Source organism: Lysinibacillus sp. FW12, assembly GCF_050817245.1.
Lineage (GTDB): Bacteria > Bacillota > Bacilli > Bacillales_A > Planococcaceae > Lysinibacillus > Lysinibacillus irui.
On record NZ_CP139094.1, the window covers coordinates 1,919,339 to 1,935,830 of the forward strand.

Genomic DNA, 16,492 nt, shown 5'->3' on the forward strand with positions numbered 1-16,492 from the left:
CCCTAGATCTATCATAATCTAGGGGAAATTAGGTTGGTTATTTAATTTCTAGCGTATAAGGTAGGGTACTTGCCTGACCATAATATTCACTGACTTCAATATAGTATTTACCAGCATCTAGTTCTACTGTACCTACCTCAGCATCTCCTGCCCCATAAAGATCTAGCGTTTTGACTGTTTTTCCATTTGCATCGATCACTCGGATGACGCCATCTAGTGATTTTTCTGTTTGAAGAGAGAATGTCACGTCGCGCTTTTGGTCATTGTTCCATTCAAAATAATCCTTATCACCAAATGGGATACCTGCATTTAAATACTGACTTGCGATCCATCGATCCTCTTTTTTCGTAAGAGCAGATGGTTTGGTTGGGATTCCATTCACTAATTTAGAATCGGCATCTTCGTCTGCTCGCTTATGGTCAAACAGCGTTAATGTATACGGTTGAGCGGACACTTGACCAAGACCCATGCTGTTAACAAGGATAAAATAGCCTCGATCTTTTTTAGCCGTAAAGGATGTGTTGACATCAGTTGTTCCCATCATTCCAAGGAGCATTTCAAGTATGTTGTCACCAAGTCCAAATGGAACTTCAGTTTCCATTTCCTTCGGATCAATTTTCATATTACCGTTCGTATCCTCGATAATCGCTCCTGCAAATTTCAAGTCTTTTTGCAGTTCATTTGGTAGTTGCGCTAATTGTTCATTTGTAAACGGAACCGAAGAAAGAAGCAGGCTCATCACTTCATCATTGCCTTCTTGCTTATAGTAGTAGTAATCTACATCATCTGAATAAATGAGATGATCTTTGTAAGTAGTACCCGGTTGAATTTTGAGGGCTTTTGCTTCCTCATTATTTTCCGGATTATAATCTGCTGGAATTTCACCTATTTTACTAGTTTTCAATGTGTAAGGATCAGCAGAACGTTCACCAGCATTAACAACAGCTACTACATATGTTTTGTCCTTTTTTAATGGAATGACCTTTGCTTCATTTTCATTACCGGCTGAACCAAGTAGTAGTGCTAAAATGCCGAGATCATTTGTTAAGGAAGAAACCGGAATTAATTCCTTTGCTTCCTCGTCATATTCAAACACTGTACCCGTAGGCATTTGGTTTGTACCTTTGTTAAAGCTAAAACTAAAGAGAGCGTCTTCCTTCGCTTTAAATGTGAAGAAATCTTCATCATATTCAGTTTGGAAATAAGCTTTTTGATCTTCGCCGATATCAAAGCGTATCGCCTGTTTCAGAATTTGATCAACATTTTCAAGATTGCCCGACGTCATAGGTGTCATTAACATACTCATCAGGCTATCCATTTCATTGCGTTTTTTTATGTTACTTGGTGAAATAGGTACTTGTTCCTCTGGGACGTTTTCTTCTAACATGGCTTCATCTAAAGGTAGTCCATCCTCGTCAGGAGGAAGGGTCACCACTTCACCTTTTAATGTGTAAGGAATCATAGATTCACTGATCGTTTCCTCTTTTTCAATGCCACCACTAAAGAACATCTCCATTGAAAACTCACTATTACTCTCATTAGATACACTTAATACGTATTCTTGATCTGGAACAGCATCGATTATCATGCTGACTGCTTCACCTTTCGCTGCACCATAAGCAGATTGTATTGGATAAGCTTCCTCTTCTTCAACTTCCTCATTTTCAGCTTTGCCGGCTTCTTGTGGTGGTATTGGAGAAAGGTCATCTTTTAGATAAAGCTCCATAGAAGCGGTAACACCTGGAATCCCAGTAAGATCAAATTTTAACGTCGTAGGTTTTTTTACAGAAAACGTGAAATAATCTTGATCTTGCTGTTGATCTTTTGACAGAAGGGTATAGTTTTTGCCTGCTGTACTATATGGGAACTTTTTAATGGGCTCCATTGCAGACTTATCCAATGTATCGATTGGCAGGTCCTTCGTCGTTTGTGCTGTAAAGACATAAGTAGATTTACCTTTTAAGCTATAGCTGCCATTATGATCTTTAACACCAACTAATAGTGTGCCTTTTTGATCTGCTTTAAATAAATATCCTTCTTTTTTACCTACACGAACATCATTCACATTGATCGGTTCTACATCACCAATCCCGCTATTTGGGTAGAAATATAGGTCAAAGGCATAATCATATTTATCAGCACCTTTTAATGTAAGCTGAGCATATTCATCCTGGTCTAATTCAACCTTGTACCATTTTATCTCGTCCTGTTGCTCAAATACACCTTGTTCCGTGTTCAACTTATTTTTAGCTAGTACTTTGGCATTTTTAAGCTGATTTTCCTTAGTCTCTGAATAATGCTTAGGCAGTTTATTTAAATCAAACTGTAATGCTTTTACAGGATCTACAAGCCCATGACCATACGTAAGATCATAACCCTTCTCGCCCAAATCTTGTGCTGTCATTTCCAGAATGGCTTCTATTTCATGCGGCTTTAAATTTGGATATTTTGATTTAAGAAGGGAGACAATACCTGCCACGACTGGCGATGCCATAGATGTGCCACTAAATTTGACAAAGGAAGAACCTTTTTTCCCATCATGAACCGTACTATATATTTCCTCACCAGGTGCCACAACATCAACGGACGGTCCGTAATTTGAATAACTTGATAGCTTGTTGCGATCATTCGTCGAACCAACACTAATGACACCTTCGAATGAAGCGGGGAAGGAGTAATCATCTGTTGATTCATTTCCAGCAGCAGCCACAACTGTTATTCCACTATCAATGGCTTTCTGAACAGCTTCCTTCATCAGTGGAGATTCCCCATAGCCCCCTAGACTCATATTAATGACATCGGCACCTTGCTCAATGGCATAGAGAATGCCCTGTGCAATAATGAAATCATTTGCGCCCTCTTTGCCATTGAATACATCAATTGGCAGTAGCTTTGCTTTTGGATTAATCCCGTGTCCACCAATACCATTATCTTTTGCTGCGGCGATAATTCCCGCCACATGTGTTCCATGGTCGCCTGGATAAGTAGCATTTGCAGGTGCTGCTGCATTATAGGGTGGGAGTACTTGAGATTTGAGATCGGGGTGTTTAAAATCGACACCAGAATCAATGACAGCAACTTTTACATCATGATCGCCAGCTAATTGGAGTGCTTGATCCATTTGCAGTAGACTTAAATGATACATCTCTTGTTTTTTTGGATCTATGTCTTTAGTGAAAGAATGATATACATAGCTAGGGGATACACTTTTAATCCCGTTTTGCTTTAAGTAGTATGAAACGGCCTTTTCGATTGTTACCCCTTTGTTCAGTTGAACTACATCGTAACCTAAAGAAGGAATAGAGCGGATGACTTTAGAGCCAATTTTTTTATGTACATTTTTATCAAGACCTGAATGCTTGATAACAATTGTATCCTTGCTCATCCATTTTTCTTCATTCTTTTCTATTTGTTTCGAACTGTTTGCCAGCACATTTTTTGCTGTATGTTGTGGTGTCTCAGCAAAGGCAGAAGCGGTAGGAACCATTAGTGCAGCGGATGCTACAACTGCGACAGATTTGTTAAACCAACTTTTCAATTGTTATCTCTCCTTGGGGTTGTAAATTTAGTCTCGACTATACATATACGAATAAAGATTAGTAAAGTTTCGTAATTGAGGAAAATTTTTCTCTAGCATTCAATTTGGTCAATTAATTTTTCTATATCTTTTTTAGAGCGGGGCATATGGATGCTTTCCTGCACTAATTTCTTTTTTTGTAATGCTAAGACCATTTCTAAAACCCATGGTCGTTCTAGATGAGCTTGTGTTAGCAATTCTTCATCATAAAACAAGGTGATAGGATCGCCATTATAAATAATTGATCCACCCTCCATAACAATAATTTGATCCGCCCATTCATAAGCAAGAGAGAGATCATGAGTAGCCAGTAAAATCGTTCTTTTACCGTCTGCTAATTTAGCTAAAGTTTGTAAAACTTTTGAAGAATAATAATTATCAAGACCAGCTGTTGGTTCATCTAACAGGAGGACAGAGGGCTCCATCGCTAACACACCTGCCATTGCCACACGCTTTTTTTGACCTACACTTAAAAAATGAATCGGTTTATCGAGTAAATTTCCCACTTCTGTCTGTGCAACAGCCCATGCTATTTTTTCTTCAACTTTTGCAGTAGACCAACCAAGGTTCAGCGGTCCAAATGCGATATCTTGCTTGACAGTGCCTGAAAAAAGTTGATGATCCGCATCTTGAAAAACGATGCCGACTTGCTGGCGAAGTGCCTTTAATGCCTTTCGATTGTATTGAAGCTTATTTCCTTCAAATAATATCGTTCCAGCAGTTGGCTTCAAGATGCCGTTCAGATGCTGAAATAAAGTCGATTTTCCAGCACCATTATGACCTAGGATGGCGATTTTTTTTCCTTTAGGTATGTGTAAGGTAATGTCTGTCAGAGCCTTCGTTCCATCAGCATAGGCATAGGACAGCTGATTTAGTTCAAAATAACAGTTTTTCATGAGAAGTATCCTCCATAAACGATGAGCACTAGAAAAATAACGGCCATGCCTAGCCAGTTTTTCTTGCTATAAGAGCTCGTCTCTTGCCAATAAACGCTTTCACCACCCCGTGACTGCATGGCATTGTTGAGCTCTCGACTACGCTGAAACATTTCAACAAATAGTGCCGCAATAAGCATAGATATAGAGCGTAGCCACTGCATAGGTGAATGGTAGCCAAGCCTGGCCTGCTGGGCTAGATGAATTTTTTGCATGCTCTCTAAAAAAATAAAGATAAAATGATAGGTTAATTCTACTAGCTCGACTAGGAGTGAGGGAAGTCGCCATTGTCGTAGCACAAAACAAATTCCTTGTACGGATGTGGTCAAAATTAAAAAATATAAACAGCTAATACTGCCAAGAACGATAAAGAACAAGTGTTGCGCAGTTAGGACACTTGCTTTCCCGATGAATATTGTCCAAGCCATCCACGTGAAAGACCAAACATGCGCAGGTAAGACAGTGGTTGAAGGTGTAATAGCTAGTAAAATGGATACGAGACTCGTCAGCAAGAAAAAAGCTGGTAGTAATAGTAATTTAATATAGTATTTAAGCGGGATTTTCGCACCTATAATGATAAAAGCACTCATTACAAAAAATGTAATGAGTGAAAGACCTTCATCTTTCATGATAAGCGTTACTAGAAGTAGTCCAAGTGAAAAGATCATTTTTTCAAGTGGATGAACGAACGCTAGCTTATTGAGGTAGGCATATTTATCAATGAGCAACATGTTGGTTAACCTTCTTTATGTTTGCCGCGCATATAGCCAATGAAGTAGCCAATAAAACCAGCACCAATAGCGGCTTGTAGGACGAATAATAAGCTTTCGATTTCACCACTTGGCGGCTCCCATAAGCTGTCGAACCACGGTTCATATTCTGCATCGATTTCTCCAATAGCAGCTTCTGCTTCTCCATCAGCACCACCAAATTCTGCTCCTTTTTGGATGAACAGTGGGATGATGGCTAACAGCACTACAATCACTAATAGCAATACATTACGTTTCATTTTAATGTGCCTCCTTTGTAGAGAAAACACGTAAAGTTTTTAATTCGCTGACATTGTATTTTTTCAAGAAATTCATCACAATGACTGTTAAAATTCCTTCACTAACGGCTAACGGAATTTGTGTTAAGGCAAAAATTCCTGCGAACTTTGTAAAGGATGCCATAAAACCTCCAACCTCTGAAGGGAAGGCTAGTGCTAGTTGGACAGAAGTCACAATATATGTACCTAAGTCACCAAGCATAGCGGCAAAGAAAACGGCAAGTGAAAATGACAACCCTATTTGTTGAGCCCCTTTAAAAACAAAGTAAGCAATAAACGGACCGACAATAGCCATAGAAAAGGCATTGGCTCCTAAAGTAGTGATACCACCATGCGCTAATAGTAATGATTGGAATAATAACACAATCGTCCCAATGACACTCATTGCTAAAGGTCCAAATAAAACTGTTCCAAGTCCAACGCCAGTTGGGTGGGAGCAGCTCCCGGTAACAGAGGGGATCTTTAAGGCCGATAGCACAAAAGCAAAGGCTCCTGAAAGCCCTAAGAGCATTTTTGTTTCAGGGTTTTCTTCCATTGTTTTTCGAATGGAACGCAATCCTAGAATAATAAAGGGAGTCGTGATGACCCACCAAAAAATGGCCCATTCAATGGGTAAAAAGCCTTCCATGATATGCATAGCAAAGGCCCGGTTTGGCACGATTAACAAGGCCAATAAAAAATAACTAAGTTTCCACCATGAAAATGTCAAAAGCTTTCCTCCTAACGATTAGTTTTTTAAGAATGTAGCGTGCGTAAAATAAAAAAGCACTTCTCCGCTGCTGGAAAAGTGCATAGCTAAAAAAAGCAAATCATTCTCATCTGCTAAGCCGCACACCTATCCTCGTAGGTTGAAACGATCACCTTTTTTTCGGCAGGTCTCCTGGCTCTAGTTCAACACTTTATAGGTCTTCCCATCATTGGACAGTGACATTATCTATAAAGCTCCCTATTACAGTGGCGGGACCGCGCCGGATTCAAACCGGCTTCCCTTTTAAGTAAAATGGCAAGCATTTTACACCGAAAAAACATAAAGTTGTGAGATTTCACGACAAAGTGTAACATAAATTTCCATAATTGTGCTAGATTTTTTTATATAAAAATTTTTAATTGCATATCCATATAGAAAATTTAGATAGAAGTAAGGAGAACTTAGTTTTTTAAAGAATAAGATTCGAGCAAAATTGATAAATTTGTCATAAATTTTTAAAGAAATATTGAAATTTTAAAATAATAAGATATGATAGAGACAGTTTTCTAAACAATTGAAGAAGATAATAAATTTCATATAAAACGTCAATAAGTGCTCGAATAGCTCGAGATAATAGGGAAATTGGTGAAAATCCAATACAGCCCCCGCTACTGTAATAGCTGATGAATTCGCAGGTACCACTGGTGAAAACTTGGGAAGGTGCGATAGTAAAATGAAGCTTAAGTCAGGAAACCTGCTTATTTGATTGTGCATGCAAACTTTTCGGAGGGAGAAGTTGAAGCGAGAGCGAGTACCTGTATTTTATTCTATTCGTTTTTATTTGGCTTCTACAAAACCTTTACTCTTCGTTAAGAGTGAGGGTTTTTTCTTTTTCCAGAAAGCAAATGAGGGGAGACAGAAGATGACAACATGGAATTTAGAGGGGATGAAAACACATCTCTTTATTTGCAATGGCAGTAGCTGCATGAGAAAGGATGCTGAGGAAATTACCTTAGCCATTCGAGATGAAATACAGCGACAAGCACTCGATCAGGAAATACATACGACAAGAACGCGCTGTAATGGACGATGCAAGGATGCTTGTGTAGTCATCGCCTATCCACAAGGAAATTGGTATCGAGTGCCATCAACAGAGCATGCAAGAATACTCGTACAAGATTTACATCATGAATCATTATACAACGAACATGTCTTTACACTTCGGGAAGGTACATTACAGCGTACAGCACAAACGACAGCCATTAAAGGGATCGAAAAGGTGAAAGAGGGGTAACAGCATGGCGCAAAAAGGGAAAATTTTCGTAGTGGGCTTTGGACCTGGAGATTTTAAGCATATTACGACACGAGCAGTAGAGGCTTTACAACAAAGTGATATGATCATAGGCTATAAAACCTATGTAGAGCTTATTCAAGATTTAGTCAGTGCAAAGTCTATTGTCAGTACCGGAATGACAGAAGAGGTATCACGTGCTCAAGAGGCTGTTCGTCAAGCAGAATCAGGCAGCATCGTCTCCGTAATTTCGAGTGGGGATGCTGGCGTCTATGGTATGGCGGGATTAGTGTACGAAGTGTTAATCGAATTAGGCTGGACAGAAGCTACAGGCATTGAAGTAGAAATAGTTCCTGGTATTTCAGCAATCAATTCATGTGCTAGTTTACTAGGGGCTCCGATTATGCATGATGCTTGTACCATTAGTCTGAGTGATCACCTAACACCATGGAATTTAATTGCAAAGCGTGTCGAGGCTGCTGCAATGGCTGATTTTGTTATTGCTTTATACAATCCTAAAAGTGGTAGGAGAACAAGACAAATTGTAGAAGCACAACGAATTCTCTTAGAATATCGCTCGCCAGACACACCAGTAGGACTTGTAAAAAGTGCCTATAGAGAACGTCAGGAAGTGACGATGACAACATTAGCAGAAATGCTCGAACATGATATTGGTATGCTGACAACCGTGATTATCGGGAATTCATCAACATTTTTCTATGATAATAAAATGATTACGCCACGTGGCTACCAGCGTAAATATACACTTGGGGAAGAAAAACAGCCATTACGACCACATCAGCGTTTACGTGAAGAAAATGAGCCGTGGGCAATGAACCAAGAGACAGGGACTGCACGTGATGACTTTGCAGCAGACCCTAATGCTGGCCGATTTAATAAACCCAGTGTAGCGGCTACGCCTCGGCCGAAAAAAACAGCGCTTGAAATGGCAACAGCGGCACTCGCCATGGTGAAAGGAACAAGTGCAATTAAGGTCACGCCGCCGAAGCTTGTGCAGCAAAAAATAGAATCTATTTTTGAGCTAGCAGTAAGTCCAGGGGTAGCCAATAAGTTTTTCACACCACAGCAAATGATGACATTAGCAGAGGTGGTTGGAGAAGAGGGCACGATGGAATATACGCCAGACCATCAAATCCACTTAAAAATTCCGACGACAGAGCCTGAACGCATTACAGAGAAATTACAGGAAGTAGGCTTTTTATTAGCGCCTATTGGGGATGTCCTGTCATTGAAGGCTTGTGATTTTTGCTACGGTGAAAAGGCTGATTCCATTCCATATGCGGAAGAAATACAAGAAAAACTAGGCGGCATGTCCTTACCTAAAACATTAAATATTGGCTTCAATGGCTGTGGTATGGCCTGTTATCGAGCTGTATTTGATGATATTGGCATCGTCTATCGTAAAAGTAAATTTGATGTTTTTATTGGAGCAAAGCCAGTCGGTCGTACGGCTCATGCAGCGCAGCCAGTTGTAGAAGGGTTGGAGCCTGAACAGCTACTCCCACTTATTACAGACATTATTGAAGAATATAAAGCAAATGCTCATCCAAATGAACGCTTGTTTAAATACTTTAAACGTGTGAAAAAGATACTGCATTATACGTATCAAGATATGTCTTCCAAAATAAAAGTAGAGCCAGCTCCGTGCGGCGACTAGGTAAGGAGAAAAGAGATGAAAGCGATTTTATTTGTCGGCCATGGGAGCCGTTTAGCAGCAGGGAATGATGAGGTACGTACATTTATCGAGCAAATGAAGCCTCGTATTGATGAAAAGTTTTTAGTGGAAACTTGTTTCCTTGAATTTGCTTCACCAAATATTGAAGAGGGTATTACGAACTGCGTGAAGAAGGGCGCGACAGAGGTTCATGTAATACCGATCATTTTACTGCATGCTGGTCATTCGAAGCTACATATTCCAGCAGAGATCGAGCATGCGCGTGAGCATTACCCGAATATTACTTTCACGTACGGTCAAACAATTGGAATTCATGAAGAAATCTTTGCGATATTACAAGATCGTCTCGCTGAAATTGGTTTTAATGCGGAACAGGAAGAGCAAGATACAGCAATTTTATTAATTGCACGAGGTGGCAGTGATCCATCTGCAAATGGTGATTTTTATAAAATTACTCGTCTTTTATGGGAGGAGCTACCTGTTAAATATGTGGAAAGCGCTTTTATGGGTGTAACGGATCCTCGTGTCGAAGAAGGGATCGAGCGCTGTGTCAAGCTAGGTGCTAAAAAAATTGTTATGCTTCCTTATTTTTTATTCACAGGGATTTTAATGGAACGTATGAATGATATGTGTAAGAAATTTAATGAGCAATATCCAGCGTGTGATATTCAAATTGCTAACTATTTTGGCTACCACGAACGATTACAAAATGTTTTATTAGAGCGTATTGAGCAAGCAGTTAACGGTACATCAACAGGGATGCAAGATTTAGAAAATTATCGCGCCTATGCGGCGGTTCATGGACATGCCCATCATCACCATCATCACGATCACGATCATGGTCACGACCACCACCACCATCATGATCACGAACATCACGAGCATCATCATGAAGAGGAGCCGGTAAAATGATTTTCATGTTAGCAGGGACGAGTGATGCAAGGGATCTAGCTCTTGCCTTACAAAGTGCAGGCCATGCTGTAACCGCCACAGTTGTAACAGAATCGGCAGCTTCAAGTCTTGCTGATGTTGGTTTGCCACATTTAATAGGTCGATTGACAGCGGAAGAAATGGCGACCATTATTTTGGACCAGGGCTATCAATTGGTAGTAGATGCTTCCCACCCCTTTGCAGAGGAAGCCTCGAAAAATGCAATGGCTGCAGCTAAACAGGCGCAAGTACCTTATATCCGTTATGAACGTGCGCATGAGCATTATACGCATCCACTTATTACTGTGGTGAAGGATTATGAGGAGGCAGCCAAGCTAGCAGCAGAAAAACGCGGTGTCATCATGTTGACAACAGGTAGTAAAACACTTGCGACATTTACAAAGGTTTTACAAGGCTTAGAAAATACAAGAGTGATCGCTCGCATGCTACCTAGATTGGACAATATGGAAAAATGTGAGGCACTTGGTGTTGCACAACGTGATATTGTAGCCATTCAAGGTCCATTTTCAAAGGAATTAAATGAAGCCCTTTTTCGTCAATATGGGGTCACTTTGATGATTACCAAAGAAAGCGGTAAAGTCGGTTCGGTTGATGAAAAGCTAGAGGCAGCTCTTGCCTGTAATATTGAAACAATTTTGATAGCAAGACCCAATATTCAATATGGGCAACAATATTCAACATTTGAAGAAGTCTTACAGGCTGTTCAACATACAATTTAGGAGGCATTATCCATGGATTTTAAAACAGATTTCAAACCGTTAACAGTAGACCCAGATAAAATTTACGACTATAGTTTCTCGATTATTGCAGAGGAGATGGGTGAGCATGACTTCTCCGAAGATGAATGGAAGATTGTACGTCGTATTATCCATGCATCGGCTGATTTCGAACTAGGTCGTAGTGTCATTATTACTCCCGGCGCCATTGAAGCGGGTATTAAGTCGATCCTTGCTGGTCGTCATGTCATTGCCGATGTCCAAATGATTGAAAGTGGATCTGGTAAAAAACGTTTCCAAAAGCACGGTGGTGATCTGCATTGCTATATTGCAGATGAGGATGTAGCAGTAGAAGCGAAAAAACAAAATACAACACGTGCCATCATTTCTATGCAAAAGGCTTCTAAGTTGCATGAAGGTGGTATTTATGCAATCGGTAATGCACCAACAGCATTACTGGAATTGATTCGTTTAATTAAGGAAGGCTTAGCAAAACCAGATTTAATTATCGGGATGCCAGTTGGTTTCGTGTCAGCTGCTGAGTCGAAAGAAGAGTTGCTCAAACTGGAAGGTATTCCGTACATTACAAATGTTGGCCGTAAAGGCGGTAGTACAGTGACGGTTGCCGCATTAAACGCCATCTCACTCTTAGCGGATGAGCAGGCGAAAAAATAATGGAGCGGAAGCCCAAAAAGGATCCCAAGGACATGCGTCACGGTTATACGACGGGAGCCTGTGCGACGGCAGTATCAAAGGCAGCATTACTGGCCCTTATTACGAAGGAAGAACAAGAGACAAGTACCATTCATTTACCTATTGGTCGGGATGCAACCTTTACCATTGAAAAATGCACCTTTGAGGAAAATGCAGTGAGCTGTGAAACGATTAAAGATGCTGGCGATGACCCTGATGCCACACATCAGGCACTCATCGTTGGCACAGTAAGCTGGGCAGATACACCAGGCATCCATTTAGATGGAGGAATTGGTGTCGGGCGTGTAACAAAGCCAGGCTTGCCAGTAGCTGTCGGCGAGGCAGCCATTAACCCTGTACCACGTAAAATGATTGTTAGTACTGTCCAAGGTGTTCTGGACGAATTTCACATTACAAGAGGCGTGAATGTGGTGATTTCTGTACCGAAGGGAGAGGAGATTGCTAAAAAGACGTTAAATGGACGACTCGGTATACTTGGGGGCATCTCGATCTTAGGCACAAGGGGAACCGTCGTGCCTTTTTCAAGTTCAGCCTATATGGCAAGTATTGTTCAAGCCATTAGCGTTGCCAAAGAGGCAGGCTGTGAGCATGTCGTGGTAACAACAGGTGGTCGCAGTGAAAAATTTGCGATGAAACAATATCCTCATTTACCAGAAGAGGCCTTTATTGAAATGGGTGATTTTGTCGGCTTTACATTAAAACATTGTAAGCGACTCGGCATCAAACAAGTTTCTCTTGTTGGCATGATGGGAAAATTCTCGAAGGTGGCACAAGGCGTGATGATGGTGCATTCCAAAAGTGCACCCATTGACTTTAATTTTTTAGCGCAACTGGCAGTAGATATAGGAGCAAATGAAGAAACAATAGCACAAGTACGTGAAGCCAACACAGCGTCACAAGTAGGAGAAATAATGATGGACAAGGGCTATGATGCATTTTTCCATCATTTATGTGAGGCTTGCTGCTACTCATCCATCCGTCATATAAAGGGTGGTTTAACGCTTTCTACATCGATCTATTCGATGCAGGGACAATTATTAGGAAGGGCTGATGACATTGCATCGATCGATGAAATTGATTGGGATCGGGGATAACGGATTAGCAAGCTTATACCCTCAATATCTGCAGTTGATTGAAAACTGTGAGGTACTGGTTGGGGGTGAACGTGTCCTTGAATTTTTCCCAGACTTTGCAGGTGAAAAAATCACCATCAAAGGAGGACTTTCAACACTTGTTGAGAGATTGTCAGAAGAAACTAGAAATACAGTCATCCTGGCCTCTGGCGATCCATTATTTTATGGTATTGGGAGCTATCTTGCGAAAAAGCTTGACATAGAGATTTACCCTTATATGAGCTCCCTCCAGCTTGCTTTTGCGAAGATGGGAGAAAGCTGGCAGGATGCTTATGTAACGAGTATTCATGGTCGACCAATGAAAGGCTTGGCACAAAAGATTGATGGGAAAAAGAAAGTAGCGCTTTTAACAGATGCAGAAAATAGTCCAAATGCCCTTGCTCGTTATTTAAAGCATTTTGGTATGACGGAATACCGTGCGTTTGTAGCAGAAAACTTACAGGGTGTTCATGAAAAATACGGCTGGTACTCGCTTGATGAAATGGAAGTCGGTCATTTTTCTCCGTTGAACGTCGTGATTTTAAAGCAAACAATGGAACCAAAATGCTATACACTCGGGATAGATGATGAGGAGTTTTCACAACGAAAGCCAGATAAGGGGCTTATTACGAAAAAAGAAATTCGTGTTTTAAGTTTACAAGCGATGCAGCTTCAAAAGGATAGTGTTATTTGGGATATCGGCACGTGTACGGGTTCTATGGCTATTGAGGCAGGTAAACTGGCTCCAGAGGGACAAGTATTTGCAGTAGAAAAAAATGCACCTGATTTAGAAAACTGTCTTCAAAATCAGCAAAAGTTTCGAGTCGATATAACGGCTATTCATAGTAAAGCACCACAAGGACTAGACAACTTTCCTGACCCTGATGCCATTTTCATTGGTGGCACTGGTGGGGAAATGGTTGAGTTACTGCAATTATGCTGTCAGCGTTTAAAGCCAAATGGGCGCATTGTGTTAAATGCAGCGACAATTGAAAATTTATATAAAGCCGTTGAGGCATTTAAGGCTTGTGGTTTTGCGGTTGACATTTTACAGGCTCAGCTTGCACGCAGCAAACCTATTTTAGATATGACACGCTTTGTACCATTAAATCCAATATATATTATTTCGGCTTATCGAAAGGAAGAAAATCATGAGTAATCTAGGTGTTTTATATGGCTTGGGCGTCGGTCCTGGCGATCCAGAATTAATTACAGTGAAGGCATTTCGTGTGATCCAGGAATCTCCTGTTATTGCCTATCCAAAAAAGCTAAGAGGTAGTAAAAGCTATGCCCATCGTATTGTAGATGTGTATATAAACCCTGACGAAAAAGATATGCTGGGGCTTGTCTTTCCAATGACTAAAGATGAGGCTGTTCTAGAACGTGAATGGACAAAGTCTGTAGAACTAGTTTACGAAAAATTACAAGAGGGCAAGGATGTAGCCTTTGTCACAGAAGGTGATCCATTATTATATAGTACGTTCATCCATATGATGAAATTAATGCAGGAGATGCATCCGGATGTAGAAATCCGTACAGTTCCAGGGATATCCTCATTCAATGGTTCCGCATCTCGTCTAGGAATTGCGCTAGCGGATGGTGATGACCGTGTTGCAATTATCCCTGCGTATGATGATTATGAGGCAATGCGTGAAGCCATTGAAAGCCATGATGCAGTTGTCTTTATAAAAGTGGCAAAAGTAATTGATTTAATGCTTGAGGTGCTACGTGATCTAGATTTACTTGATAAAGCTTCTGTGGTGACAAAAGTAACATCAGATGAAGAAGTCATTTGGGATGTACGGGAGCTAGATGGTGTCGATTTAGAATATTTAACATTAATGGTGGTGCGTAAATAATGAAAAAAATCTATATAGTCGGCGCTGGTCCAGGTGATCCAGATTTAATTACTGTTAAAGGTTTACATATGTTACAAACAGCGGACGTTGTGATGTATACAGATTCATTAGTGAGTGAAGACCTCATTGCGAAAGCGAGACCTGATGCAGAGGTCATTCGGACGGCGGGTATGCATTTAGAGGAAATGGTGGCTGTGATGGTTGATCGCGTTAATGCTGGGAAAGTAGTGGCACGTATGCATACAGGTGACCCAGCGATGTATGGTGCGATTATGGAGCAAGTGGCACTTTTAAAAAAAGAAGGCATTGGCTATGAGGTCATTCCTGGAGTCAGCTCTGTATTTGCATCGGCAGCGGCTATTGGTGCTGAGCTAACCATTCCTGATTTAACACAAACACTTATTTTAACACGTGCTGAAGGGCGTACACCTGTGCCGGAATTTGAAAAGCTTCGTGATTTAGCGAGTCATCATTGTACAATTGCTTTATTTTTAAGTGCAACGCTTACAAAGAAAATTGTCAAGGAACTACAAAGTGCTGGCTGGGCTGACGATACGCCAGTAGCGGTAATTCAACGTGCCTCATGGCCAGATCAAAAAATAGTCCGTACGACATTAGTAGAATTAGATGAAGCGATGCGTGTTAACGGTATTCGTAAGCATGCCATGATTCTAGCAGGTTGGGCGTTAGATCCGACTATTCATGATAAGGACCAATATCGCTCAAAGTTGTATGATGCAACCTTTACACATGGCTTTAGAAAAGGTGTGAAGACAAGTGATTGAGTTACAAGAGGGCGTGTTACCAGAAGTTGATCAACGCAATCCCTATGCTGTTGTGGCGATTACTAAGCACGGTGTTCAAATTGGACGTCGCCTACAGCAAACATTTGCAGCCAGTGATTTATATTACATGAGCAAATTTGAACAAGGTGATGAAGCAGAAAGGCATATTCAACTATTTACGGGCACAGTACGCTTATTATTGCCGACGCTATTTAAGCAATACAAAGGGTTGATATTAATCATTTCACTTGGTGCAGTCGTACGAATGATTGCGCCGATTTTAAAAGATAAAAAGACAGATCCTGGTGTTGTCGTCATAGATGATCGAGGCGAAAACGTTATTAGTGTCTTATCGGGGCATCTGGGTGGGGCCAATGAGCTAACACATGAAGTGGCAGCTGCACTTGGTGCTAATCCGATCATTACAACTGCTTCTGATGTGCAAAAGACCATTCCTGTTGATTTATTTGGCGCACGTTTTGGCTGGGTATGGGATAGTGCCGACAAATTGACACCTGTTAGTGCTTCTGTCGTCAACGAGGAGCATGTGGCGATCGTGCAGGAAACAGGTGAACGTGATTGGTGGATGCGTGACACACCAATGCCAGAGCAAATTAAAATATATCCATCTACACAGGCAGCCATTGAGGCCAAACCTCATGCTACCTTATTAATAACAGACCGAATTATCGAGCAAGAGGAAGAGATTCTTCTAGAAAATGGTGTTATTTATCGACCAAAATCCATTGTGCTAGGAATGGGCTGTAATCGTGGTACATCTTTAGAGGAAATTGAACAAGTAATTGATGAAACGTTGGCAGAGCTTAAACTTTCGAAAAAAAGTGTAAGAGCGTTATGTACAATTGATCTAAAGAAAGATGAGCCATGTTTCATAGATATTACAAAGAAATATGATTGGGAGTTCATCACCTATTCACCGGCCGAATTAAATGAAATCGACTTTCCATCACCTTCAGAAACGGTTTTTAAATATACAGGAGCATATGGTGTTAGTGAACCAGCGGCGATGCGCTATGCACAGGTCCAATCACTCATTCTAGAAAAGAAAAAATCAGGTAATGCTACGATTTCAGTTGCTAGATACCTATTTTAAGGAGGA

15 protein-coding genes and 2 riboswitches are annotated in these 16,492 nt (G+C 40.8%); of the genes, 10 read left to right on the top strand and 5 right to left on the bottom strand.

All coding sequences use genetic code 11. The features are described from left to right. Nucleotides 1-37 precede the first annotated feature (37 nt). The 5 genes from SJW71_RS09790 to SJW71_RS09810 all read right to left on the bottom strand — a co-directional run bounded on the left by SJW71_RS09790 (nucleotide 38) and on the right by SJW71_RS09810 (nucleotide 6,269). Nucleotides 38-3,538 carry a S8 family peptidase gene (locus tag SJW71_RS09790; RefSeq protein ID WP_431812062.1) on the bottom strand — a complete coding sequence of 1,167 codons (3,501 nt, stop codon included), beginning with the start codon at nucleotides 3,536-3,538 and terminating at the stop codon, nucleotides 38-40. A gap of 92 nt (nucleotides 3,539-3,630) precedes the next feature. Next, complete coding sequence (locus SJW71_RS09795; RefSeq protein ID WP_407134328.1) at nucleotides 3,631-4,473, bottom strand: energy-coupling factor ABC transporter ATP-binding protein; 843 nt, start codon at nucleotides 4,471-4,473, stop codon at nucleotides 3,631-3,633. After that, the gene (cbiQ, locus tag SJW71_RS09800) at nucleotides 4,470-5,243 is read right to left on the bottom strand and encodes a cobalt ECF transporter T component CbiQ (protein WP_341386513.1); all 774 of its coding nucleotides are present in this window, start codon (nucleotides 5,241-5,243) and stop codon (nucleotides 4,470-4,472) included. The genes SJW71_RS09795 and cbiQ overlap by 4 nt, the downstream gene beginning before the upstream one ends. Before the next feature lie 5 nt (nucleotides 5,244-5,248). Next, nucleotides 5,249-5,521 (bottom strand): energy-coupling factor ABC transporter substrate-binding protein, encoded by a 273-nt coding sequence (locus SJW71_RS09805; RefSeq protein ID WP_274793569.1) that lies wholly within the window; start codon nucleotides 5,519-5,521, stop codon nucleotides 5,249-5,251. Nucleotide 5,522: 1 nt separating this feature from the next. Beyond that, nucleotides 5,523-6,269 (bottom strand): energy-coupling factor ABC transporter permease, encoded by a 747-nt coding sequence (locus SJW71_RS09810; RefSeq protein ID WP_274793568.1) that lies wholly within the window; start codon nucleotides 6,267-6,269, stop codon nucleotides 5,523-5,525. A gap of 144 nt (nucleotides 6,270-6,413) precedes the next feature. Further along, nucleotides 6,414-6,597: riboswitch (cobalamin riboswitch) on the bottom strand. Nucleotides 6,598-6,841: 244 nt separating this feature from the next. Next, nucleotides 6,842-7,024, top strand: a riboswitch (cobalamin riboswitch). 146 nt (nucleotides 7,025-7,170) lie between these two features. Between SJW71_RS09810 and SJW71_RS09815 the strand changes: the two genes are divergently transcribed. The 10 genes from SJW71_RS09815 to SJW71_RS09860 are packed head-to-tail and all read left to right on the top strand — an operon-like array spanning nucleotide 7,171 to nucleotide 16,486. Continuing rightward, complete coding sequence (locus SJW71_RS09815; RefSeq protein WP_322611905.1) at nucleotides 7,171-7,542, top strand: (2Fe-2S) ferredoxin domain-containing protein; 372 nt, start codon at nucleotides 7,171-7,173, stop codon at nucleotides 7,540-7,542. A 4-nt stretch (nucleotides 7,543-7,546) separates the two neighbouring features. After that, nucleotides 7,547-9,217, top strand: coding sequence for a precorrin-3B C(17)-methyltransferase (gene cobJ / locus SJW71_RS09820; protein ID WP_431812063.1), 1,671 nt, complete (start codon nucleotides 7,547-7,549; stop codon nucleotides 9,215-9,217). Between the two features lie 15 nt (nucleotides 9,218-9,232). After that, nucleotides 9,233-10,147 (top strand): sirohydrochlorin chelatase, encoded by a 915-nt coding sequence (locus SJW71_RS09825; RefSeq protein ID WP_407134334.1) that lies wholly within the window; start codon nucleotides 9,233-9,235, stop codon nucleotides 10,145-10,147. Next, complete coding sequence (gene cobK / locus SJW71_RS09830; protein WP_407134336.1) at nucleotides 10,144-10,905, top strand: precorrin-6A reductase; 762 nt, start codon at nucleotides 10,144-10,146, stop codon at nucleotides 10,903-10,905. Before SJW71_RS09825 ends, cobK begins: the two co-directional genes overlap by 4 nt. Nucleotides 10,906-10,917: 12 nt before the next feature. Continuing rightward, on the top strand, nucleotides 10,918-11,577 hold the full coding sequence (locus SJW71_RS09835; protein ID WP_274793563.1) for a precorrin-8X methylmutase: 660 nt from the start codon (nucleotides 10,918-10,920) through the stop codon (nucleotides 11,575-11,577). Then, a complete protein-coding gene (locus tag SJW71_RS09840; protein ID WP_274793562.1) occupies nucleotides 11,577-12,710 on the top strand; it encodes a cobalt-precorrin-5B (C(1))-methyltransferase in 1,134 nt (377 codons plus the stop codon). The genes SJW71_RS09835 and SJW71_RS09840 overlap by 1 nt, the downstream gene beginning before the upstream one ends. After that, nucleotides 12,667-13,887 carry a precorrin-6y C5,15-methyltransferase (decarboxylating) subunit CbiE gene (gene cbiE / locus SJW71_RS09845; RefSeq protein WP_274793561.1) on the top strand — a complete coding sequence of 407 codons (1,221 nt, stop codon included), beginning with the start codon at nucleotides 12,667-12,669 and terminating at the stop codon, nucleotides 13,885-13,887. Before SJW71_RS09840 ends, cbiE begins: the two co-directional genes overlap by 44 nt. After that, nucleotides 13,880-14,587: a precorrin-2 C(20)-methyltransferase gene (gene cobI, locus SJW71_RS09850; protein ID WP_274793560.1), complete on the top strand. Its 708-nt coding sequence runs from the start codon at nucleotides 13,880-13,882 to the stop codon at nucleotides 14,585-14,587. The genes cbiE and cobI overlap by 8 nt, the downstream gene beginning before the upstream one ends. Beyond that, nucleotides 14,587-15,372, top strand: a complete 786-nt coding sequence (cobM, locus tag SJW71_RS09855) for a precorrin-4 C(11)-methyltransferase (protein ID WP_322605566.1) — start codon at nucleotides 14,587-14,589, stop codon at nucleotides 15,370-15,372. Before cobI ends, cobM begins: the two co-directional genes overlap by 1 nt. Next, nucleotides 15,365-16,486 (top strand): cobalt-precorrin 5A hydrolase, encoded by a 1,122-nt coding sequence (locus SJW71_RS09860; protein WP_322605565.1) that lies wholly within the window; start codon nucleotides 15,365-15,367, stop codon nucleotides 16,484-16,486. The genes cobM and SJW71_RS09860 overlap by 8 nt, the downstream gene beginning before the upstream one ends. Nucleotides 16,487-16,492: the final 6 nt, after the last annotated feature.